Source organism: Streptomyces sp. NPDC091209, from assembly GCF_044757755.1.
Classification (GTDB): Bacteria; Actinomycetota; Actinomycetes; order Streptomycetales; family Streptomycetaceae; genus Streptomyces.
The window spans coordinates 1-21,421 of the sequence record NZ_JBIVVR010000009.1 but is presented as its reverse complement, the minus strand read 5'-3'; the positions used below and the strand labels follow the sequence as shown (position 1 = coordinate 21,421).

Below are 21,421 nucleotides of genomic sequence, written 5' to 3'. Positions count from 1 at the left end.
GTCCAGAGCAACACCGCACCGTCCGGGGCCCCTTCAGCACTCCGGACGACGAGCGGCGGGCCGTACGCGCACCCGACCGCCGGCAGCCTGCGGGGCCGAGACGCGGGGCTGACCCCGCCGACCGTGGTGCGTGCCGTAGTCGTTGTTCCCCATCACGGCCGGGCCGTACTCGACTGCACGGCGCCGTCGGCCGGGTTGACCAGTACCTCGGTGGCCGGACGGCCGCCGGTGGTCTCCAGTTCGGCGTAGAAGTTCCGGGAGAAGCGCATGACCTCACCGACCTTCAGGCCGAGCCGGTCGGCGAGCCCCGCATCAACGCGGTCCGTCGGCTGGTGTGGAGCGGGGCGCGGCGGTGCTGAAGTGGGATGCGCGGCGCCGCAGGTGCCGGTGGCCCGCGTAGGGCCTGGGGGTCGCCGACGCGGTGGCCGCGGCGCCGTAGAACAACCGCTTTCCGATCTCGATGAGTGCCAGGTAGGCGACGATCATGCCGACCAGGGCGGCGAAGAACGCCATGGGAAGCGGTTGGAAGCCCAGCGTATGGGCGAGTGGCGTGGCCGGCAGCAGCGCACCGATCGTGACGACGCTCAGCACGGCCAGTGTCAGCGGCATGCTGGGGTGGCTGCGGAAGAACGGGACGCGGCGCGTTCGGATGGCGAAGATCACCAAGGTCTGCGTGGCCAGCGACTCGACGAACCAGCCGGTCCGGAACTGGGCCGGCCCGGAGTGGAAGACCCAGAGCATGACGCCGAAGGTGAGGAAGTCGAACACCGAGCTGAGCGGGCCGAAGGAGATCATGAATCGGCGGATGAAGGCGATGTCCCAGTGCGAGGGCTTGCGCAGTTGCTCCTCGTCCACGTTGTCCGTCGGGATGGCCAGCTGGCTGCTGTCGTAGAGCAGGTTGTTCAGCAGGATCTGTGAGGGGAGCATCGGCAGGAACGACAGGAAGAGCGAGGCTCCCGCGGCGGAGGCCATGTTGCCGAAGTTGCTCGACGTGCCCATCAGCACGTACTTGATGGTGTTGGCGAAGATCCTTCGGCCCTCGCCCACGCCGTCGGCGAGCACGTTCAGGTCCTTCTCCAGCAGGATGACGTCGGCCGCGTCCTTGGCCACATCGGTGGCCGAGTCGACGGAGATGCCCACGTCGGCCGCGTGCAGAGCGAGGGCGTCGTTCACCCCGTCGCCCAGGAACGCGACGCCCCCGCGGCTGAGCCGTTGGGCGTGCACGATGCGTGCCTTGGCCTCGGGACTCACACGCGCGAACACCGTGGTGCCGGCGATCGCCTCGGCCAGTTGCTCGTCGTCCAGGGCGTCCACCTCACTGCCGGTCATCACTCCGGAGTCGGGGAGACCCAGATCGTGGCAGACCTTCGCGGCGACCGCGGCGTTGTCGCCGGTGACGACCTTCACCGCGACGCCGAGCCCGGACAGCCTGCGCAACGCGACGGCTGCGTCCGGCTTGGGCGGATCCATGAACACCAGCAGGCCGACGAGGGTCAGCCCCCGCTCGGCCTCTGGCCCGACACCCTGCGTCGCGGCGACATCGGACCGGGTGGCGACCGCGACCACCCGGTTGCCCGCGGAGAACTCGACCGCCAGTGCGTCACGGGCCGCGGGCGGGACATCGACGCAGCGGTCCAGGACCGTCTCCGGAGCTCCCTTGGTGACCAGGCCGAAGCGGCCGTCGCCGTCCCGCAGCAGAACGGACACCATGCGTCGTTCATGATCGAAGGGCAGCACCGAGACCTGCGTGTACCCGTCCAGGCCGGCCCGCTCGTCGGCGGTGGCCGGGGATCGCCAGAGGGCTTGGTCGAGCGGGTTCCCTCCGACGTCCTGCGCGTCGCGCGCCTCGTTCTCCGTGGCGAGCAGTCCCCACCGCACCACCGCCTCGGCGCGGTGGCCGTCGGCCGGCACGGCGCGCATGAACTCGATCCGGCCGGTGGTGAGCGTTCCGGTCTTGTCGGTGAACAGGACATCGACATCGCCCAGGTCCTCGATGCACACCAGCCGTTTGACCAGCACCTTGCGCCGGCTCATCCGCCGCGAACCCGCGGCCAGACTGGTCGACACGACCGCGGGCAGAAGCTGCGGGGTGATGCCCACCGCGATGGCCAGGGAGAACAGCAGTGCGTCGATGATCGGCTTGTGCAGGGCTACGTTGATCACGAAGATCGAGGTCGTCAACGCGCCGGCGACGTAGACCAGCAGCATGGAGAAGCGTCGCAGGCCGACCTGGAACTCGGTGTCGAGCGGATGGGTGTCGAGCCCGGCGGCGATCTTGCCGAACTCGGTACGTGCTCCGGTGGCCACCACCACCCCACGGGCGGCGCCGGCACGAACGACCGTACCCATCAAGGCACACCCGGACCATTCCGCGAGCGGAGTCCCGGCCTCGACCGCCGCGAGACTCTTGTCCACCGGAAGCGACTCTCCGGTCAGCACCGATTCATCGCACTCCAAACCGGTGACCGAGATCAGCCGAAGATCGGCCGGCACGATGTCACCCAGACGCAGTTCCACCACATCACCGGGGACCAGCGCCGTGACATCGACGAGGGCGGTCCTGCCGTCACGCAAGGCCACGGCCCGATGGCGGATCTGGGAGTGCAGTGCCTCGGCCGCTCTTTCGGCCCGGTATTCGTTGACGAATCCCAGTCCCACCGACGCACTCACGATCAGTCCGATGATCACCGCGTCGCTTCGCTCTCCCACCAGGAAGGACACGACGGCGGCTGCCGCCAACAGCCCGAGCAGCGGTGAGCGGAGTTGATGCCACAGAACGGGGAACACCCGGGCACGATGGGTTGCCACCGCGTTGGGGCCGAACTCTGCCTGGCGTCGCAGAACCTCCGCGCCGCCCAGGCCCTCCCCCGCGGCGACGTCGAGGGTACGAAGGACCTCGTCCGCCGGGAGAACCGCGGCCGACATCACCCCCTGCGCGGGTGCAGCCGGCTGCGCCGGAGCAATGACACTCACCTTGTTCGGCCTCCGGAGTCGGGGGAACGGTCCTGCGGGCACGGGGCTGGTTCCGGCACCGCCCTGCTGGAGAGGAGAAAGGGGGCGCCGTCACCGGGCTGACGCACCGCTTCCGGGTGCGTCCACCGTCCCGGGGCCGTGACTCGATCCGACACCTCAGCGCCTGACCGGCACACGGTCGTCCGCGTCCGCCGACCGGAACGGCGCGGCCGTCGGCGCCTTGTGCACGTGAGGGCGCAGTAACCGGACGGCGAGCGCGTCGAGCGTCGCCGTGGCGACGAACGTGACGCCCATGGCAACAACGAGGAGTACCGCGGACATCGTCCAGAACTCCGGCGTGAGACTCGTACCCACTGTTCTCACTCCCTCCGAGTCGTCGTTGTTCCCTTTCGCCTCCAGTCAACTCCGCTGGGAATCACGGCACATGAGCCATGAGGAACGAACTGGGGCAGGAAAGGCCCTTGCGCCGCCCGGCCTGCGCGTGCCATGGGCCGTGGCCGGCAGCGGAACGAGGATCACGGTCCGGAGCGCCGCGGGCGGGACGGCGATGTCGCCGGTCGCCATGATCGCGGCCCTCCTGGGACGGCCGGCGCCCGCCGTCGGGGTCCCGCTTCAGGAAGCCGTCGACATCGCCGACATCCTCAATGCCCTGCGCGCCTGCTCGTAGCAATGATCCCGGTGAGGCTCAGAGGGAACTGAGAAGTCACTGTGAAAAGGTGCGCGGGTTCCTCCGAAGATCCAACCCGCGCTTTGGGTCCGACCACCCCATGGAGAAAGCCCACATGAGTCTCACGATCGTCAACGGACTGCCCGCACACGTCCTGTTCGTGCACTTCGTCATCGTGCTGGTGCCGCTGAGCGCCCTGGCACTCATAGCGTGCGCGGTGTGGCCCGGTGCGGCCCGGCGGCTCGGTCTGATCCTGCCGGTCCTCACGCTCGTGACGTTGGCGACGGTGCCGGTGTCCACCCACGCGGGTGAGTGGCTGGAACAGCACGTCGGCAGCGACCCGCTGGTGCGCAAGCACGCCGAACTCGGCGACGGCCTGCTGCCGTGGGCTCTCGGTCTCTTCGTGATCTCGGCCGTCGTCTGGTGGACGGCCCGCCGCACGGCGCCCGCGGCGGACGGCACGTCGGGTGCCTCACGGGCTCTCCCGGTACTGGTCCGGGGCGCGATCGCGATCCTTTCGGTCGCCGTCGCGGTCGGCGCCGTGGTGGACGTCTACCGGATCGGCGACTCGGGCGCCAAGGCCGCCTGGCACGACAACTACTCGAAGACGGCCACGCAGCACGGCGGCTGACGGACGAAACCGGTGTCAGGCCCGGTCACGGACACCGTCCGGGCCTGTTCTCGCATGCTCCGTGCAGCCGGCTACCCCGGGAGCTCCGTGCGCTCCCACCACTCGTAGACGGGCAACTGACCCTGCTCGGTCTCCTGCTGACGCGTCGTGGCCCGGAAGTGCTCGTAGCCTCCGCGGAACGACACTTTGATGTCGAGGTCGGGCGCCGGAACCGAGACGATCCGCTCAGGAAGATCGTCAGGGCCACCCTCAAGAACTGCTTTTGTCGCGTCGGTCATGACCCGATCTTCGCTGCCCCTGCCGGAGCGCACCACCGCGACGCGCCGAGGTGCGCTCCGGCCGTTCGCGGGGAGGGGGACGTCGGCCGACTTCCCGCCGTGGGACCGGCCTTCACCTGGATCGATCAGGGTCGAGCGGCCCTGGTGGAACGGGAAGTCGCGACCCGGTGCGACGGGAGGTGATGGGCTGTCGGCCGCACGGGCGCGGTGGTCAGCCCCTTCCTCCGCTCAGGTTCCCCCACTGAGGGCCGACCTGCTGCCACTCCGCGTCCCAATCGGCCATGCGCCGACGATCGAGCCGTGTTCGGGCCACCCGTCCCGCGGCCCAGACCGCGACACCGACCGAGGGAGCGACGAGGGCGCCGGCCAGGGCCGCCTCCAGCGTCGCCTCGGTACCGGTCACCGGCGCCGACACCACATGGTCCGTTCGGTCCGTCCACACCGAGACCCGTGTGCCGGCCGGGGCGCCCGGCAAGACCTTGGCCCTGCCGGTGTGAACCGTTCCGTCCGCGGTGGTCCATCGCACGGCGGCCGACACCCGCTCGCCGCCGCTGCCTCCGATGGCGGCCGGGGAACTCGGTGCGTCCACGGTGAGGACGGCGGGCACCGCGTGCGCCCGCGCCGCCTGTGCCGACAGGCCGGTGTCGACCGCCTGAGCCGCCATCAGGCCCGCGAGACCTCCGAAGACGACCGCCAGCGTCGAGGTGACGAGCACGATCCAGGCCTCGATGACGTCGCTGTGCCGGCGCAGCGGGTTGCTCCGCCAGCGCCACATCCTCACGATGGTCCCCTTGCCGGAGTGTGTCCGTGCCATCGTCACCGCCCCCCGCGCTGTACCGACGACTCCGCCTCACTCTGTGCCGGGCGGTCGGCTTCGGGAAGGTCGGGGTCCAGGTTCGGGTGCCGGGGCGGCCCGGCAAGCGCGCATCGCACGTCGACGACTCCGGGCACCGCCCGGGCAAGCCGGACGGCCGCCGGGATGAGGGCGCACTCGTGAACCCGGCCGGCGAACGTGACGACACCGTCGCACACCTCGACCCGGATCGTTGAGGTGCGCGTACCGAAGAGCCGTACGACGACCTCCCGGCGCACCTCCTCGGCGATGTCCTCGTCCTCCCGCAGAAAGACCTTCAGCAGGTCGGAGCGACTGACGATGCCCTTCAGGGTGCCGTCACGGCCGACCACCGGCAGCCGCCTGACCCGGTTGCGGGCCATGACGCGGGCCGCGTGGGCGAGGGTGGTGCCGGACGCCACGGTGACGGCCGGGGCGGTCATGAGTTCACCCGCGGTCACCGCGCCGGCTTTGCGGATCTCGGAGAGGTGCTCCACCTGGCCGTACGGACGGATGCCGCCGTCGCTGTACTCCTCTTTGGGCAGCAGATCGGCCTCGGAGACGACGCCGATGACCACTCCGGAGTCGTCCAGCACGGGGAGTGCGCCGACCTGCCATCCGTGCATGGCCTTCACGATGTCCTTGAAGGCGGCTCCAGCACGGAGGCTGACGACCCGCTTCGCCATCACGTCGTTCACGAAGGTCGGAGTGCCGCTCATGGCGTCCTCCAAAGGCTCGGCAGCCGTCACGGGACACCTTCAGACTGGGGTCTCCGGGCCGTCCGCGCCATGGGCCGAGCGGGCCCGAAACATACCCCTTCGTACCCCGCGCCGTGGGCACTCTCTACCTCACCGGCAGCGGGACCTGCCAGTCGACCAAGGCACCACCGGTACCGGAAGCGGAGACCTCCAGACGCCCGCCGAGCTGCTCGGCCCGCTCAGCCATGTTGCGCAGTCCGCTGCGTCGGCCGTCCGCCGGAATGCCCACCCCGTCGTCGGAGACCTTCAGACGTACCTCACGGCCGTCGGTCGTCAGCACCACGTCGGCCCGGCCGGCGTGGGCGTGCCGGGCGATGTTGGTCAGAGCCTCGACGAGCACGGCCACGACATGGCCGGCGATCTCGCGCGGGACGTCGGTGTCGAGCAGACCCTCCATGCGCACACTGGGCGCGAAGCCCAGTCCCGGCCTGGCCTCGTCGGCCGCCTTGGCGACCTTGGCCCGCAGTCCGCCGCCGGACGCGTCGTTCTCACGGGCCCTCAGGCCGAAGATGGCCGACCTGATGATCTTGATGGTCTCGTCCAGGTCGTCCACAGCCCGCAGCACCCGCTCGGAGGCTTCGGGGTGGGCGATGAACCGGCCCGCGCTCTGCAGCGTCATCCCGGTGGCGAACAGCCGCTGGATGGCCAGGTCGTGCAGGTCACGGGCGATCCGGTCGCGGTCCTGCAGCACGGCGATCCGCTCGGCGTCCTGCCGCCGCTCGGCCAGCTCCATCGCGATCGCGGCCTGGACAGCGAATCCCTGCAGCATCGCGGTCTCCCTGCCGGAGAAGGCCGGCCGGCCGGACTCACGGGCCAGCAGTACCACTCCTCGTACATCACCGGCGCCCGTGCCGATAGGGACGGCCACGGCTGGGCCCAGCCCCTGGAAGCGTGGTGGTTCGGGGGAAATCCGCTCATCCTGGGTGACGTCGTCGCTGCTGACCGGGGCAGCGGTGGAGAACGCCAGTCCCACCAGGGTTTCCTTCAGAGGCAGCACCAGTCCCCGGTGCGCGTCCGCGTCCAGTCCGACGGCAATGTCCACGCTGAGCGACCCGCTGCCTTCCACGGGCATGGCGACCGCCGCCAAGGCCGAGCAGGAGATGTCCCGGGCGTGTTCGGCAATCAGGTTCAGCGCCTCGGCACGTTCGCTGCCGGACATCAGGCTGTGGCTGATGTCCGCGTTGGCCTTCAGCCAGCGCTCGCGGAGCCGGGAGTCCTCGTACAGGCGGGCCTTGTCGATCGCCACGCCGGCCGCGACAGCCAGCGTGGACAGCAGCGACTCGTCCTCCTCGTCGAACTGCGCCCCGCCGCGCTTCTCGGTCAGATACAGGTTGCCGAAGACCTCGTCGCGTACGCGGATCGGAACGCCCAGGAAGCTGTTCATCGGCGGATGGCCGGCCGGAACGCCGTATGAGGCCGAGTGCTGCGAGAGCTTCTCCAGACGCAGGGGTTCCGGGTGGCGGATCAGCTCGCCGAGGATGCCGTGCCCCTCGGGGAGAGAGCCGATCTCCGAGATCTGTTGCTCGCTGACGCCGAAGGCGTGGAAGGCCGACAGGCTCGTGCCGTCAGGTCCGATGACACCGAGGGCCGCGTACTTGGCGTCGACCAACGTCGCGGCCACCTCGACGATGGAGCGCAGGGACTGTTCCAGGTCCAGTCCCCGGCCGACGACGAGGACCGCTTCGAGCAGGCTCTGCACACGGTCGCGCCTGCTCCGGGCCGCTTCGAGACCGGCCTGGAGCTCCTCCAACAGCTGTTCGAGTGTGAGCTGCGGAGGCAGTCCGCGGAGCTCGTCCGGGGTTCCCACGCTGCTCCTCCCGGCCTCTCGGTGTGTCCCGGTCGGCGCACGGGCCCCGCGCATAGGGAGACCTCTTCACGGGTGCCCGCCCTTTCACGGTAGCCCTCCCCGGCCGGGGCCGGTATCCGGATCCGCGGCCGGTATCCGGATCCGGGCGGCAGGGCCGGAAGTCCCGGGAAAGGTCTGGACGGCCCCGGCCACCGCCGGACCGGGGACGATCGTGAAAGTGATACCCGTCCGCGCCTGGCGCCGCCCCGCGCGCGAGACGGCCGACGAGCGGGCGTCGGCCCAGGATCCGGCGCATCAGCACGAGCAGCCGGCCTCCGCCCTGCTCGACACCCTGGTCGCCGACGCGGCGGCGGAGCATCCCGACGTGCGGCTGCGCAGAACACCGGTGCCTTCGGCTCAGACCGCGATCCGCCGTCCCGTGACGGATTGCGGTTCGATGCGCACCCAGACATCCCGTCGGCCTCCGGCCCACGGCGCGCTGTACGCCTCTTCCGCGAGCAGACGCGTCTCCGCGGGGTCCGTCACGGTCCGGGCCCGGCCCCGGACCAGTACGCTCCATCCCTGGCTGAACGCGTCGTCGATGCGGTCGACCTCGAAGGCGACCTGCGAGCCGGCCGCCAGCGACGGAGTGGCGCCCTCGGCGGTTCTGAAGACGATGGCGGTGTCGATCACGCTGTAGTTGACAGGGACAATCGCCGGACCCTCGGATGTCGACACCGCCAGCCGGCCCACACCGTGCCGCGCCATGAGGTCGGCGCATTCGGCACTGCTCAGGTGGGTGAACCGGGGCGCACGACCGGCCTGTGCGGAGCCGGGTGGCAGGTCGACATCACCGCCGGTGAGCGCCGACGCCGTGGTCTCGAGAACGGCCGCCAGCGTGAGCAGTACGTCCCGGCTCGGGGCGGTGCCGGAATGCTTCTCCAAATGGGCCAGATACGTGGGGGCCATCCCCGCCCGGGTGGCCACCTCCTCTGCCGTCAGCCCGAGTTCAGTGCGACGCGCGACAAGCCGACGGCCCAGATCACCGGAGGGCCCGCCCGCCGACACGTGCACGCGGGTCTGCTCGTCCATGACCTGTCACGTCCTCTCATGAGGCGGGCCCTGCGGAGGCTTCGACGCTCGCCGCAGCCCAGGAAGAGACCGGATTGCCCGATAAGTACATCTTGGACGGCCATCGCCATGGCCCGCATGGGCCGTCCGGCCCATGCGGGCGCTCCGGTCGGCCCCCATCACTGCCGGCGGCTCGGCCTCGCAGCGCACGGATCGATCCGTCCTCCCGCGGTACGCATGCGCGCCGTACGCGCCCCCGCGTGCTCCCTCACGCCACCAGCCGCCGGGCGTCCGTCCCGCGAAGCCGCCCGACGTCCCCCGCGGCGCTGCTAGCTTCGCGCCAACGCAGCGTGCGGCAACCGGGGGAGGCTTCATGGCCGACGGCACGCAGGACGACGGCGCGTACGGAAGGTCCGGCGATCCGGCCGTGGACGCGGCCGAGCATCTCGCGGCGGCGATCGGGACACCGGCCTGGACCGAGGCACGGGAACGGATGATCGGCCTCCTGCCCGGCGACGATCCACAGGTGAGCGAGCGGATCGAGGCGTGGGCGGCCGACGCGGCACGTCACGAGGGCGATGACCTGACCCGCTTCCTGACGCGCTCACTGCCGCAGTGGCAACAACGGATCTCCGCGGCTGTCGCGGACGACCCGGAGCGGGCGGCGGAGGCCCACCGATTCGCGGACTCCGTGCAGTCGCTTCTGCCGCCGCCCGACGGCACGACGACCCGGATAGCCATGGCGACGGGCCACGGCACCGTCAACTCCGTCCATAACGGCAACATCTACTACCAGGTCGTACTCGGCCTGGCTCCAAGACCCCGCAGGACGACGCTCGGCAAGGCGGCCGCCATCACGCTGGGCGCGGGCGCTGTATCGACCGCGGGCGGCCTCGCCGCCACGGACCGTCTCGCCGCCGAAGCCGTGAGGCAGGCCGGCGCCGGCCACGGGCCCGGGGCGCCGCTCGCCGATCCGGCCCAGGCATCCGCCACCGCCGCACAGACCGCCGGTTCCCCATCGGCCGCGGGAGCGTCGGCGCCCGGCGCCGCGGCAGCTGGCCATGGCGGCGCGACCGTCCTGGCAAAGGCCGGCGCCGCCCTCGCCAGGGCTGTGACCTTCGGCGGTGCGGGTGCCGCCGGTGTCAGCGTGCCCATCGTGGTGACCGTAGTCACGGTCGTGGTGGTCGTGGTCACCACGGTGACCCTCGTCGTGCCGCGCGTCATGGGCGGCGCCTCCTGCGACGCGGCGGCCGAAGGCCGCTCGGTGCCCGCGATCCTGGCGGAGGCCGCCCGGCGGGTGGAGCTCACGAGCTTCCGCTACGACGTCACCCGGGGCCCCACCATGTCGCCGGAGCGGCGGACCCGCAGGCCCGGACGGCATGGTTTCGACAAGGCGTCAGGGGCGGCACCGACACGAGCGGCACGATCGACCGGGGCAAGGTCGTGCTGCCCCCCGGCGTGACCACACCGCCCGGAGCGGATCCCCGCTGGGTACGGGCCGACGGCGCCTTCATCGACGCCGTCGATCCCGCTGCCCCGGCGCGCGAACTGCGGTCCGTGACACGGGCCCGACGTGACGGCTGCACCTTCACCGGCACTCTGGCTCCCGGCGCCGCGCCTGAAGCGTCCGTCGAACCCGCCGTGGCCCGGGCCCGCGTCGCCTCGGCCGAGCCGGTGGCGGCCACCTCCACCCCGACGGCCGGCGCTCCCTCCGTGAACTTCACGGCACGCATCGACGACCGGGGTCGGCTCATCCGCCTCACCACAGAGGCCTCGCCCGACCGGCTGCCCGTCGCCGCCCGCTACTGGGACTTCGGACTGGCGGTGACCGCGTCGGCGCCTCCGTCCGGCGGCGCGTCTACGTCGTCGTCCGAGACCCCGACCCTGACGGGCAAGTGGACAGGGAACTGGTCCACGTCCCTCGGTTCCGGCGGGTTCACCGCCACGCTGTCCCAGGACGGCAAACGCATCACGGGAGCCCTGAAGGTCGACGGAGTGCCCTGCTCTCTCGACGGCTCCGTCACCGGCACACTCGAGGGCGGCCACATCACCTTCGGCAGCGTGAACAGCGCGAGGACGATCTCGTTCACCGGAGATGTGGACGGCGACACCATGCACGGCAGTTTCGAGACCAACTGCTACGAAACCTCCGGTTCCTGGACCGCGCAACGGTCCGGCTCCTGACCGAGAAAGGGCACCTCTTGATCCCCGACTGGCTGACAACGCTCGCCGCGGCCGGCTCCGCGGCCCTGGTCGGTGCCGCCTCCACCGACGCCTGGCAGACCGCCCGCGACCGGTTCGCCCGGCTGCTGGGCCGAGGAGATGCCGACCACACCCGGACAGCAGCCCGGCGGCTGGACGACCTGCGGAGCATCGCCCAACGCCCGGGGAACGAGCGGGAACTGGCCGACGCCCGCCGCGCCTGGCGCCTGTGCTTCCAGGACCTGTTGCAGGAACATCCCGACGCCGCCGACGAACTCCGGTCGGCGATCGCCGAACTGCCGCCTCCCGAGCCCGCGTCCCCGGCCACGGTCCGGCAGGAGAACCGGGCGTACGACCACGGGACCGTGAATGCGGTCACCAACGGGAACCTGACGATCCACCAGGCGGGACCGGACACCTCCCGGGGCTAGGACCTGTCCCGCCGGACAGGTCCTGGTGCCGCAACGTTCTTCGCCGTGACCGCTGTTCGGTTCGACCGGTGGTGCGGTGATCAATAGGCGGACAGGCCGTGGTCCCTGAAGCGTCGGCGGACCCGGTCGATCATGGCGGGATCGGGAACGGGGTTGTCCCGCAACGGGAACGGGATGCCGAGAGCGTCGTACTTCTCCGCGCCGAGCTTGTGGAAGGGCAGTACGTCGACCCTGTCGACCGTGCCGAGACCCGCGACGAACCGGGCCAGGGAGTCCACCGCTTGCGGGTCGTCGGTCCAGCCGGGGACCAGCACGTAGCGGATCCACATCGGGACGCCCAGGCGGTCGAGGCGCGTGGCGAAGTTCAGGGTGGGTTCGAGCCGGCCGCCGGTCAGCTCACGATAGGTGCCGATGTCGAAGGACTTGATGTCGAGGAGCACCAGGTCGGTGTCGGCGAGGAGTCGGTCGGTGGCGCGGGCGCCGAGGAAGCCGGAGGTGTCCAGGGCGGTGTGCAGTCCGGCCTCCTTGCAGCGGCGCAGCACCTCTCCGGTGAAGGCGGACTGGAGCAGTGGTTCTCCACCGGTGATCGTCACTCCGCCGCCCGCGGTGGTGATGAACGCTCGGTATTTCCCGATCTCCGCCATCACCTCGTCGACGGTGGCCTCCCGCCCGTCGCGCATGTGCCAGGTGTCGGGGTTGGCACAGTAGAGGCACCGCAACGGGCAGCCGTTGACGAAGAGGACGAACCGGGTCCCGGGACCGTCCACGCCGGTGGACAGGTCCCAGGAGTGGATCCGGCCCGTCGCCACCGTCTTCACAGCGCTCCGTGGAAGGTGCGGCTGATCACGTCGAGCTGCTGTTCACGGGTCAGGCGGACGAAGTTGACGGCGTAGCCGGAGACCCGGATGGTCAGCTCCGGGTACTTGTCCGGGTGTTCCATCGCGTCCTCCAGGGTGGCCCGGTCCAGGACGTTGACGTTCATGTGGAAGCCGCCGGAGGCCACGTACGCGTCGAGGATGCCGACCAGATGGCCGACGCGCTCTCCGGGCACGTGTCCGAGGCCCTCCGGGGTGATCGTCGTCGTCAGCGAGATGCCGTCGCGGGCGTGCTCGTAGGGCAGTTTCGCGACGGAGAGCGCGGAGGCGGCCACCCCGTGCCGGTCGCGGCCGTTCATCGGGTTGGCGCCGGGCGCGAACGGCTGTCCCGAGCGGCGGCCGTCGGGGGTGCTTCCGGTGTGCTTGCCGTAGACGACGTTCGAGGTGATCGTCAGTACCGACTGGGTGTGTTCGGCGTCCCGGTAGGTGGGGTGCTCTCGCACCTTCGTCATGAAGGAGTCCACCAGGCCGACGGCGATGGTGTCCGCCCGGTCGTCGTTGTTCCCGTACGCCGGGTAGTCGCCCTCGATCGCGTAGTCCACGGCCAGCCCGGACTCGTCGCGGATCACCTTGACCCGGGCGAACTTGACGGCGGACAGGCTGTCCGTCGCGACGGACAGGCCGGCGATGCCGCAGGCCATGAAGCGGTGCACGGGATGGTCGTGGAGCGCCATCTCGACGCGCTCGTAGGCGTACTTGTCGTGCATGTAGTGGATGACGTTGAGCGCGTTGACGTAGGTCTCCGCCAGCCAGTCCAGCATCCCGTCGTACGCCTTCGACAACTCCTCGTAGTCCAGGTACTCGCCGGTCAGGGGCGCTGTCTCGGGGGCGATCCGCTCGCCGCTGATCTCGTCCCGGCCGCCGTTGATGGCGTACAGCAGCGCCTTGGCGAGGTTGACCCGCGCCCCGAAGAACTGCATCTGCCTGCCGACGGCCATCGCTGAGACGCAGCAGGCGATCGCGGTGTCGTCACCGGTGCGGGGCCGCATCAGTTCGTCGGACTCGTACTGGACGGCGCTGGTGTCGATGGAGACCTTGGCGCAGAACTCCTTGAATCCGGACGGCAGTTGCGGCGACCAGAGCACGGTGAGGTTGGGCTCGGGTGCCGGACCCAGGTTGTAGAGGGTCTGCAGGAAGCGGAACGAGGTGCGGGTGACGAGCGGGCGGCCGTCCTCGCCGATGCCGCCGATGGATTCAGTGACCCAAGTCGGGTCGCCGGAGAACAGCGCGTCGTACTCGGGGGTGCGCAGGAACCGTACGATGCGCAACTTGATCACGAAGTCGTCGATCAGCTCCTGGGCACGGGTCTCGTCGAGAACACCGGCCGCCAGATCGCGCTGGAGGTACACGTCCAGGAAGGTCGACGTGCGGCCGAGGGACATGGCCGCGCCGTTCTGCTCCTTCACGGCGGCGAGATAGCCCAAGTAGAGCCACTGCACGGCCTCGTGGGCGGAGCCGGCGGGGCGGGAGACGTCACAGCCGTAGGTCGCGGCCATTCGGGTCAGCTCGCCCAACGCCCTGATCTGCTCGGCGAGTTCCTCACGGTCGCGGATGATGTGCTCGCCCGACGGCGCGGCGTCGAGTTCGGCGCGCTCCGCGCGCTTGGCGGCGATGAGCCGGTCCGTGCCGTACAGCGCGACCCGCCGGTAGTCGCCGATGATCCGTCCGCGGCCGTAGGCGTCGGGCAGCCCCGTGATGATGCCGGCCTTGCGGGCGGCCCGCATGGCGGGGGTGTACGCGTCGAAGACGCCGTCGTTGTGGGTCTTGCGGTAGGTGCCGAAGACACGGGTGACGAAGTCGTCGGGCTCGTAGCCGTACGCCTTCAGTCCGCTCTCGACCATCCGCAGACCGCCGTTGGGCATGATGGCGCGCTTGAGCGGTGCGTCCGTCTGCAGACCGACGATCAACTCCCGCTCGCGGTCGATGTATCCGGGCGCGTGCGAGGTGATCGTCGAAGGGGTCGCGGTGTCGACGTCGAGGATTCCCCGTCGCCGCTCCTCCGGGAAGAGCGCGCTGACCGTGCCCCAGACGGCCCGGGTGCGTTCCGTCGGGCCGGTCAGGAAGGTCGCGTCTCCTTCGTAGGGCGTGTAGTTGGCCTGGATGAAGTCGCGGACGTCGACGCGCTCGCGCCACGCCGACCCGGCGAACCCCTGCCATGCCTCGGCCGTCCGGCCTCCGGCCGCCACCGTTGTCGTCATCGCCGGTCTCCCCTCACGCTGCGCGGAATGTCCTGCAGTGCCGATACTTGTCGTTCGGGGTGACCGGGACGAGGGGCCGGCCAGTACCGGCCGGGACGCCGAACGCCCTCGGCCGAGGGCCGTTCGGCCCACCCCGCATCACCGCACGGCGATCCGGCGTCCGCTGATCCGGTCCTGTTCGACGCGTACCCACAGGTCGCGCTCTTCGCCGCCGGACCAGGGACGGCTGTAGGCGAGAGCGTCGAGCCGGCGCCCGACGTCGGGGTCGGTCACGGCCCGGGCGCTGCCCTGGACGAGTACGCTCCAGCCCTGGCTGAGGGCCTCGTCGACGTGATCGACCTGGAAGGCCACGTTCGATCCGAGCGCTGCCGCGATCGTCGAACCCGGCGCGGTCCTGAAAACGATCGAGCCGTCGACGACGCTGTAGTTGACGGGAAGGATGACGAGGCCGCCCTCAGCGGCGGTGGCGAGCCTTCCGACGCCGTGCGTCGACAGTCGCGCGAGGCACTCCTCCGGGCCGAGTTCGATCAGTTCGGAGTGGTCGGCCGCCTGGCCGAGGCCGGGCGGCAGGCCGGATTCGCCGCCGTGCAGGGCGGCGACGCTCGTGTCCAGGGCGTCCGCGAGCCGGATCAGGACACTCGTCCCGGGCCTCGCCGTGGAGTGTTCCTCCAGGTACTGGAGGTAGCCGGCGGCTGTGCCCGCGCGGGCGGCCGCGGCTTCCCGGGTCAGGCCGAGTTCCTCACGCCGTGCGGCGAGACGGCGTCCGATGTCGCCCGGCGCCGCCGCGGCCGAAGCCGCCGTGCGGACCGTCGGCCGCGGTGTCTGCCTGATGTCCGCCGTCGCGACCGACGTCACCCCGGGCGCGCCCGCGCCCCGCGGTGTACCGCTGGGCATGCCCCGTCGTGTCTGTTCTGACATGGCCTTCTCTTCCTTCCGTCAGGGCGTCCTGACCGTCAGAACGTCGTGCTGCGGCTCGCCGAGGACCACCTTGAGCGCACCCGTGTCGGCGGCCCGTGCGAAGACGTCGTACGCCTCCTCCATGCGGTCCAGCGGGAACGTGTGGGTGACGAGGGAGGCGGCCGGGAGCCGGCCGGCGGCCATCATGCGCAGCAGGGTGGGGGTGGAGTGCGTGTCGACCAGCCCGGTGGTGATCGTCACGTTCTTGATCCACAGGCTTTCGAGGTGCAGGGTCGCGGGCTTGCCGTGCACGCCGACGTTGGCGACGTGTCCGCCGGGCCGCACCATGCGCGTGCACGTCTCGAAGCTCTCCGGGACACCGACCGCTTCGATGACGACATCGGCGCCGAGCCCGTCGGTGAGGTCGGAGACGAGTTGCTCGGCCTCCTCGCCCGCCCTCGCGACGGCGTCGGCGCCGAGGCGCTTGGCGGCGTCGAGTCGGGCCGGCGCGAGATCGACGGCGATGATCTTCTCCGGCGAGTAGAGGCGCGCCGTCGCGATCGCGGCGAGTCCGACGGGCCCGGCTCCGACCACGGCGACGGTGTCGCCGGGGCTCACCCGGCCGTTGAGCACGCCGACCTCGTAGGCGGTGGGGAAGATGTCGGCCAGCAGGACCGCGTCCTTGCTGTCCACGGCCCCGGGCAGGAGATGGGTGGACAGGTCGGCGTGCGGGACGCGGACGTACTCGGCCTGGGTGCCGTTGATCAGATGGCCGAGGATCCAGCCGCCGCCGCCACGGCACTGTCCGTAGGCGCCCTCCCTGCAGAAACGGCAGCGACCGCACGCCGTGATGCAGGAGACCAGGACACGATCGCCCGGTCGGACGGTGCGGACATCGCTGCCGACCTCGACGATCTCACCGACGGCCTCGTGGCCGAGGACCGTGCCGGGAGTCACCTCCGGCACGTCGCCCTTGAGGATGTGCAGGTCGGTGCCGCAGATGGTGACGGTGTCGACCCGGACAACGGCGTCGGTGGCCTCCTGGATACCGGGATCCGCCACGCTCTCCCACGCGGAGCTTCCCGGCCCATGGAACACGAGTGCCTTCATGACGATCCCCTTCAAGTCACGACTTGACCTGGTTGCTCCAGCCTGACCGGGGATGACGCTTCGCGCATGGGCCGGTCGGTCCCCGACGCGGGACCGGGCGGCCCCTGCCTGCTCCGCTCTGCCCCTCCCTTTCCACGTGGGCCGGCCGGTCCCCCTCCAGGACCAGCGGCTCCTGCGCCCGGAGCGACACCTGACCGTCCGGGGCCCCTTCAGCACCCCGGACGACGAGCAGCGGGCGTACGCGCCCCCGACCGGGCGTCGACTCACCGAGCCGGCGATCAGCGCCGCGCGCTCCCGATCGACCGCCGGCCCTAGGTCGCCGCGGACGTGGCGTCCCTTCCGTCGGCGAGTGAGGCCCGGCCGGCTTCCAGCCGGGCGGCCGGGACCCGGAACGGCGAGCAGGAGACGTAGTCGAGGCCGATGTCGTGGAAGAAGTGGATGGAGTCGGGGTCTCCGCCGTGCTCGCCGCAGACGCCGATCTTCAGACCCGGGTGGGCGGCCCGGCCCTCCTCGACGGCGATGCGCACCAGACGTCCGACGCCGTCGCGGTCGAGGGTCTCGAACGGCGAGGCGGGGAAGATGCCCTGGGTCAGATAGGCGGGGAAGAAGGACGCCTCGACGTCGTCGCGGGACAGGCCCCAGGCCGTCTGGGTCAGGTCGTTGGTGCCGAAGGAGAAGAAGTCGGCTGCCTCGGCGATCCGGCCGGCGGTCAGCGCGGCCCGGGGCAGCTCGATCATCGTGCCGATGGGGCACTCGACGGTGAGCCCGGACTCCCGTGAGACGTCGGCGAGGACGCGCTCCGCCGCGGCGCGGACGATCCGCAGTTCCTCGACCGTGCCGACCAGGGGGACCATGATCTCCGCGCGGGGGTCTCCCCCGGCGCGGATCCGTTCCACCACGGCTTCGGCGATCGCCCGTACCTGCATCTCGGCCAGGCCGGGGACGACGAGAGCGAGACGGACGCCGCGCAGTCCGAGCATGGGGTTGGACTCGTGCATGCGCTCGACCGCGGCGAGCAGACGGCGGTCGTGCTCGGTGGGCCGGGTGGCGACCCGGACGGCGAGCTCGGTGAGGTCGGGCAGGAACTCGTGCAGCGGCGGGTCGATGAGGCGGATCGTCACCGGGAGCCCGTCCATCGCGGCGAGGATTCCGGTGAAGTCGCCCCGCTGGAGGGGCAGAAGGGCGTCCAGGGCGGCGCGCCGTCCGGACTCGTCGTCGGCGAGGATCATCGCCTCGACCAGACTCCGGCGCTCGCCGAGGAACATGTGCTCGGTGCGGCACAGACCGATGCCCTGGGCGCCGTAGCGGCGGGCGCGGGCCGCGTCCTCGGGGGTGTCGGCGTTGGCGCGCACCTCCAAGTGCCGTACGGAGTCGGCGTGCTGGAGCGTACGGGCGACCGCCTCGGTCAGTGCGCCCTCGCCTTCTCCGGTGTCGAGGAAGTGCCCGACCGGGGAGTCGGCCAGCGGCAGGGCCCCGAGATGGACGGTCCCCGCCGTGCCGTCCACGGAGATCACGGTGCCCTCGGCGAGCACGGTCCCGTCCGGTGCGGTGAGGGTGCGGGCTGCGACGTCCACCGTCAGTTCCTCGGCACCGCACACACAGACCTTGCCCATCCCGCGGGCGACGACGGCAGCGTGGCTGGTCTTGCCGCCCCTGCTGGTCAGTACGGCCTCGGCCGCGACCATCCCGGGCAGGTCGTCGGGCGTCGTCTCACGCCGTACGAGGACGACGTGCTCCCCCGCGTCCGCGCGCCGTACGGCCTCCGCGGAGTCGAAGACGATCGCGCCGACCGCGGCGCCGGGCGAGGCGGGGACACCGTGGGCGAGCGGCGTGGCCTCGGCATGCGCCTCGAACCGCGGGAACATCAGCCGTGCCAGCTGCGTCCCGCCGACCCGGGCGAGCGCTTCGTCCTCGCCGATCGACTTCTCGTCGACGAGCGCCTCCGCGATCCGGAAGGCGGCCTCGGCGGTGCGCTTGCCGACCCTGGTCTGCAGCATCCAGAGCCTGCCGCGCTCGACGGTGAACTCGACGTCGCACAGGTCGCGGTAGTGGTGCTCCAAGGTCTCCATGTGCTGGAGGAGCTGGCGGTACGAGGCCGGGTCGAGGTGTTCCAGTTCGGCGAGCGGGACGGCGTTGCGGATGCCGGCGACGACGTCCTCGCCCTGGGCGTCGGGAAGGTAGTCGCCGTAGACGCCCCGGGCGCCGGTGGCCGGGTCGCGGGTGAAGGCGACGCCCGTGCCGGAGTCCGCGCCGAGGTTGCCGAGGACCATCACCTGGATGTTGACGGCGGTTCCGAGGTCGTCGGGGATGTGCTCACGGCGGCGGTAGAGGCGGGCGCGCTCGCCGTTCCAGGAGTCGAAGACGGCACGGATCGCCCGCTGGAGCTGTTCGGCCGGGTCCTGCGGGAACTCCTCGCCGGTCGCGTCGCGGATGACCTGCTTGAAGTGCTCGACGAGCGCCGCGGGGTCGTCCCCGGCAGCGCGCGAGTCGAACCGCTCCGGTGCGATGCCGAGGACCGTGCGGCCGTACATCTGGAGGAGCCTGCGGTAGGAGTCCCACGCGACATGCTCGCTGCCGGTGACCTTGGCGAGGCCGAGGACGGACTCGTCCCCGAGACCGATGTCGAGGATGGTCTCCATCATCCCGGGCATCGAGAACTTGCTGCCCGAACGGACCGAGAGCAGCAGCGGGTTGTCCCGTCCGCCGATCTCGCGACCGGTGCTCCGCTCCAACTCGGCGAGCGCGTGCACGACTTGCGCGCCCAGCTCGCCCGGTTCCTCCCCGGTGGCCAGGTACTCGCGGCAGGCCACGGTGGTGACGGTGAAGCCGGGCGGAACGGGAAGTCCCAGCCGGGTCATCTCGGCGAGGTTGGCTCCCTTGCCACCGAGCAGGTCCGCCATGTCGCGGCCGCCGTCGGCGAATTCGTACACATAGCGGGTCATGTCCTTCACCCTCCGGGTGTGTTCAGACGTGCGGGACGACGGCGACCGAGCAGTCGGCGTGGTGCAGCACCGCGTGGGCGACCGGTCCGAGATGGGTGCCGAAGCGGGTCTCCCGCTCCTTGCGTCCCACCACGATCAGGGCGGCGCCCGCGGACGCGCGGACGAGCTCACCGGCCGCGCGGCCCTCCACGACGGTCTCGGCGACGGGAACCTCGGGGAACTTCTCGCACCAGGGACGCAGGGTGGCGACGACGGCGTTCTCGTGTTCGGCCAGCAGCTCCGGGCCGCTCACTCGTACGAGCGGGTCCGTGGCACGGGAACGCGGGGCGCCGAAAGCGTGCAGCACGCGCAGCGCGGCGCCACGGAGCCGGGCGGCGTCGAAGGCGAACGCGATCAGCTCGTCGCACGGCTTGTCGGTGTCGAGGCCGAGGACCACGTCGCGGTACGGGACCTGCGGGATCTCGTCCGGCGAGATGCCGTCCGGTGCCGCGAAGTGCTCGTCGCAGGTGCCGACGCCGGCGCGCACCAGGACCACCGGAACCGGTGACCTGGAGACGATCCGCTGAGAGATCGAACCCAGCAGGTACCCCGTGACTCCACTGAGCCCGCGGGACCCGAGCACCAGCAGGCCGGCCTCGTCGGCCGCGGCGAGCAGAGCGGTCACCGGCTCCTCCGCGACGGACCGGTCGAGCACCCGCAGACCGGGGTGCGCCGCGCGCAGGCCCCCCGAGACCCCGGTCAGCAGGTCCTCGGCCCAGGCCCGCTGCGTCATGTCGGCCGGTACGGACGGGGCCGGTCGCGGTTGCCACTGCCACGCGTGCAGCAGCGTGAGCGCCGTGCCCCGGCGCAGGGCTTCACGGGCCGCCCAGTGCGCGGCGGCCAGACTCTCCGGGGACCCGTCGATCCCCGCTGCGACCGGTCGAAGCATGATCCGCACCTCCAGCATCGTGCGCTCGGCGGAGAGACGACAGGCCTCGCGGCGGTCGCCGCTGCCCGTGGAATCCCTTCCGCCGTCGAGCCTGGTGCGCGGTGGAGCCCGCGCGCAGGGGCCGGGCAGTACCTCCCGCCGGGCCGATCGGCCCCGACCGACGTCATGCGGCCCGTGACCGGGGCCGGGTGGCCCATGGCGGCGGACGTGGCCCGGGCAGAGATTGGGTACGGGAGGGTCGCGCGCCAGGAAGAGGCAGGATCATGAACACTTCCACCACATCCACCATGCCGCGAGCGCTGCCCGCGGGCCACCGGGAACGGCTGATGCAGGTGGCCCGCGAGGTGTCGTTCCCCGAGGGCACCCGGCTCTTCGAGGAGGGCCGGCACGCGGACCGGTTCTGGATCATCCGGACCGGGGCGGTGGCCCTCGACCTGCGGGTGCCGGGCCGCCGCGCGGCCGTCATCGAGATCCTCGGTCACAACGAACTCGTCGGCTGGTCCTGGCTGTTCCACCCGCACACCTGGCATCTGGGCGCCAAGGCGACCAGCCCGGTGCGCGCCTACGAATTCGACGCGGAGACGGTCAGGGCGATGTGCCGGGCCGATCCCGGATTCGGCGCCGCCGTGACCCAGTGGGCGGGCGAGATCGTCGCCCACCGGCTCCAGTCGACCCGGACGCGGCTGCTCGACCTGTACGCCCCCTACGGCAGCGGCGACCCCCGCTGACGCCGTTGCCCGAACCGACCTAGTGAGCTGGTTCGGAGATGCGTGAGCAGTAGCGGCAGATCCGGTCGAGGATCTGGTCGGCGGTTTTGGTCCACTTGAACGGCCGGGCCTCGT

19 protein-coding genes are annotated in these 21,421 nt (G+C 71.1%); 6 read left to right on the top strand and 13 right to left on the bottom strand.

The features are described 5' to 3' along the window. Positions 1-312: 312 nt before the first annotated feature. Complete coding sequence (gene mgtA, locus ACIQRL_RS25640) at positions 313-2,925, bottom strand: magnesium-translocating P-type ATPase (protein ID WP_401336422.1); 2,613 nt, start codon at positions 2,923-2,925, stop codon at positions 313-315. Between the two features lie 204 nt (positions 2,926-3,129). Further along, positions 3,130-3,327: a hypothetical protein gene (locus tag ACIQRL_RS25635; protein ID WP_401335592.1), complete on the bottom strand. Its 198-nt coding sequence runs from the start codon at positions 3,325-3,327 to the stop codon at positions 3,130-3,132. Between the two features lie 139 nt (positions 3,328-3,466). On the opposite strand from ACIQRL_RS25635, the gene ACIQRL_RS25630 reads away from it, so the two are divergent. Both ACIQRL_RS25630 and ACIQRL_RS25625 read left to right on the top strand, forming a co-directional pair. Beyond that, positions 3,467-3,640 (top strand): hypothetical protein, encoded by a 174-nt coding sequence (locus ACIQRL_RS25630; protein WP_401335590.1) that lies wholly within the window; start codon positions 3,467-3,469, stop codon positions 3,638-3,640. A 115-nt stretch (positions 3,641-3,755) separates the two neighbouring features. Further along, complete coding sequence (locus ACIQRL_RS25625; protein WP_401335587.1) at positions 3,756-4,271, top strand: DUF2231 domain-containing protein; 516 nt, start codon at positions 3,756-3,758, stop codon at positions 4,269-4,271. Between the two features lie 71 nt (positions 4,272-4,342). Here ACIQRL_RS25625 and ACIQRL_RS25620 read toward each other — a convergent pair whose 3' ends face one another. The 5 genes from ACIQRL_RS25620 to ACIQRL_RS25600 form a co-directional block, all read right to left on the bottom strand. After that, positions 4,343-4,549, bottom strand: coding sequence for a DUF5988 family protein (locus ACIQRL_RS25620; protein ID WP_401335584.1), 207 nt, complete (start codon positions 4,547-4,549; stop codon positions 4,343-4,345). Positions 4,550-4,760: 211 nt separating this feature from the next. Continuing rightward, the gene (locus ACIQRL_RS25615) at positions 4,761-5,363 is read right to left on the bottom strand and encodes a hypothetical protein (protein ID WP_401335581.1); all 603 of its coding nucleotides are present in this window, start codon (positions 5,361-5,363) and stop codon (positions 4,761-4,763) included. A gap of 2 nt (positions 5,364-5,365) precedes the next feature. Then, positions 5,366-6,100 (bottom strand): CBS domain-containing protein, encoded by a 735-nt coding sequence (locus ACIQRL_RS25610; protein ID WP_401335579.1) that lies wholly within the window; start codon positions 6,098-6,100, stop codon positions 5,366-5,368. Positions 6,101-6,224: 124 nt separating this feature from the next. Further along, positions 6,225-7,946 (bottom strand): GAF domain-containing protein, encoded by a 1,722-nt coding sequence (locus ACIQRL_RS25605; RefSeq protein WP_401335577.1) that lies wholly within the window; start codon positions 7,944-7,946, stop codon positions 6,225-6,227. A gap of 396 nt (positions 7,947-8,342) precedes the next feature. Continuing rightward, positions 8,343-9,017, bottom strand: a complete 675-nt coding sequence (locus tag ACIQRL_RS25600) for a helix-turn-helix domain-containing protein (protein WP_401335574.1) — start codon at positions 9,015-9,017, stop codon at positions 8,343-8,345. A 352-nt stretch (positions 9,018-9,369) separates the two neighbouring features. On the opposite strand from ACIQRL_RS25600, the gene ACIQRL_RS25595 reads away from it, so the two are divergent. From ACIQRL_RS25595 to ACIQRL_RS25585, 3 genes are read left to right on the top strand one after another with little or no spacing between them, the layout of a single operon-like run. Continuing rightward, a complete protein-coding gene (locus ACIQRL_RS25595; RefSeq protein ID WP_401335573.1) occupies positions 9,370-10,458 on the top strand; it encodes a hypothetical protein in 1,089 nt (362 codons plus the stop codon). After that, positions 10,455-11,180 carry a hypothetical protein gene (locus ACIQRL_RS25590; protein WP_401335570.1) on the top strand — a complete coding sequence of 242 codons (726 nt, stop codon included), beginning with the start codon at positions 10,455-10,457 and terminating at the stop codon, positions 11,178-11,180. The genes ACIQRL_RS25595 and ACIQRL_RS25590 overlap by 4 nt, the downstream gene beginning before the upstream one ends. Before the next feature lie 17 nt (positions 11,181-11,197). Next, complete coding sequence (locus ACIQRL_RS25585; protein ID WP_401335567.1) at positions 11,198-11,629, top strand: hypothetical protein; 432 nt, start codon at positions 11,198-11,200, stop codon at positions 11,627-11,629. An 80-nt stretch (positions 11,630-11,709) separates the two neighbouring features. On the opposite strand, the gene pflA is transcribed toward ACIQRL_RS25585, so the two are convergent. From pflA to ACIQRL_RS25555, 6 genes are all read right to left on the bottom strand, one after another. After that, positions 11,710-12,447 carry a pyruvate formate-lyase-activating protein gene (gene pflA / locus ACIQRL_RS25580; protein WP_401335564.1) on the bottom strand — a complete coding sequence of 246 codons (738 nt, stop codon included), beginning with the start codon at positions 12,445-12,447 and terminating at the stop codon, positions 11,710-11,712. Next, a complete protein-coding gene (pflB, locus tag ACIQRL_RS25575; protein WP_401335562.1) occupies positions 12,444-14,702 on the bottom strand; it encodes a formate C-acetyltransferase in 2,259 nt (752 codons plus the stop codon). The genes pflA and pflB overlap by 4 nt, the downstream gene beginning before the upstream one ends. Positions 14,703-14,840: 138 nt before the next feature. After that, positions 14,841-15,620, bottom strand: a complete 780-nt coding sequence (locus ACIQRL_RS25570; RefSeq protein WP_401335559.1) for a pyridoxamine 5'-phosphate oxidase family protein — start codon at positions 15,618-15,620, stop codon at positions 14,841-14,843. A gap of 18 nt (positions 15,621-15,638) precedes the next feature. After that, positions 15,639-16,709, bottom strand: a complete 1,071-nt coding sequence (locus ACIQRL_RS25565) for a zinc-dependent alcohol dehydrogenase family protein (RefSeq protein WP_401335556.1) — start codon at positions 16,707-16,709, stop codon at positions 15,639-15,641. Between the two features lie 311 nt (positions 16,710-17,020). Continuing rightward, a complete protein-coding gene (ppdK, locus tag ACIQRL_RS25560) occupies positions 17,021-19,651 on the bottom strand; it encodes a pyruvate, phosphate dikinase (RefSeq protein WP_401335553.1) in 2,631 nt (876 codons plus the stop codon). A 22-nt stretch (positions 19,652-19,673) separates the two neighbouring features. After that, positions 19,674-20,579 (bottom strand): universal stress protein, encoded by a 906-nt coding sequence (locus tag ACIQRL_RS25555; RefSeq protein WP_401335551.1) that lies wholly within the window; start codon positions 20,577-20,579, stop codon positions 19,674-19,676. Positions 20,580-20,842: 263 nt separating this feature from the next. Here ACIQRL_RS25555 and ACIQRL_RS25550 point away from each other — a divergent pair, with 263 nt between their 5' ends. Beyond that, complete coding sequence (locus tag ACIQRL_RS25550) at positions 20,843-21,307, top strand: Crp/Fnr family transcriptional regulator (protein ID WP_401335549.1); 465 nt, start codon at positions 20,843-20,845, stop codon at positions 21,305-21,307. Positions 21,308-21,421 lie beyond the last annotated feature (114 nt).

Bases quoted from the DNA above. Each gene is read 5' to 3' on its own strand.
- ACIQRL_RS25615 (WP_401335581.1), bottom strand. From the start codon at position 5,363: ATGGCACGGACACACTCCGGCAAGGGGACCATCGTGAGGATGTGGCGC.
- ACIQRL_RS25625 (WP_401335587.1), top strand. From the start codon at position 3,756: ATGAGTCTCACGATCGTCAACGGACTGCCCGCACACGTCCTGTTCGTG.
- pflB (WP_401335562.1), bottom strand. From the start codon at position 14,702: ATGACGACAACGGTGGCGGCCGGAGGCCGGACGGCCGAGGCATGGCAG.
- ACIQRL_RS25570 (WP_401335559.1), bottom strand. From the start codon at position 15,620: ATGTCAGAACAGACACGACGGGGCATGCCCAGCGGTACACCGCGGGGC.
- ACIQRL_RS25565 (WP_401335556.1), bottom strand. From the start codon at position 16,709: ATGAAGGCACTCGTGTTCCATGGGCCGGGAAGCTCCGCGTGGGAGAGC.
- ACIQRL_RS25620 (WP_401335584.1), bottom strand. From the start codon at position 4,549: ATGACCGACGCGACAAAAGCAGTTCTTGAGGGTGGCCCTGACGATCTT.
- ACIQRL_RS25600 (WP_401335574.1), bottom strand. From the start codon at position 9,017: ATGGACGAGCAGACCCGCGTGCACGTGTCGGCGGGCGGGCCCTCCGGT.
- ACIQRL_RS25555 (WP_401335551.1), bottom strand. From the start codon at position 20,579: ATGCTTCGACCGGTCGCAGCGGGGATCGACGGGTCCCCGGAGAGTCTG.
- ACIQRL_RS25610 (WP_401335579.1), bottom strand. From the start codon at position 6,100: ATGAGCGGCACTCCGACCTTCGTGAACGACGTGATGGCGAAGCGGGTC.
- mgtA (WP_401336422.1), bottom strand. From the start codon at position 2,925: ATGTCGGCCGCGGTTCTCCCGGCGGACGAGGTCCTTCGTACCCTCGAC.
- ACIQRL_RS25550 (WP_401335549.1), top strand. From the start codon at position 20,843: ATGAACACTTCCACCACATCCACCATGCCGCGAGCGCTGCCCGCGGGC.
- ACIQRL_RS25595 (WP_401335573.1), top strand. From the start codon at position 9,370: ATGGCCGACGGCACGCAGGACGACGGCGCGTACGGAAGGTCCGGCGAT.
- ppdK (WP_401335553.1), bottom strand. From the start codon at position 19,651: ATGACCCGCTATGTGTACGAATTCGCCGACGGCGGCCGCGACATGGCG.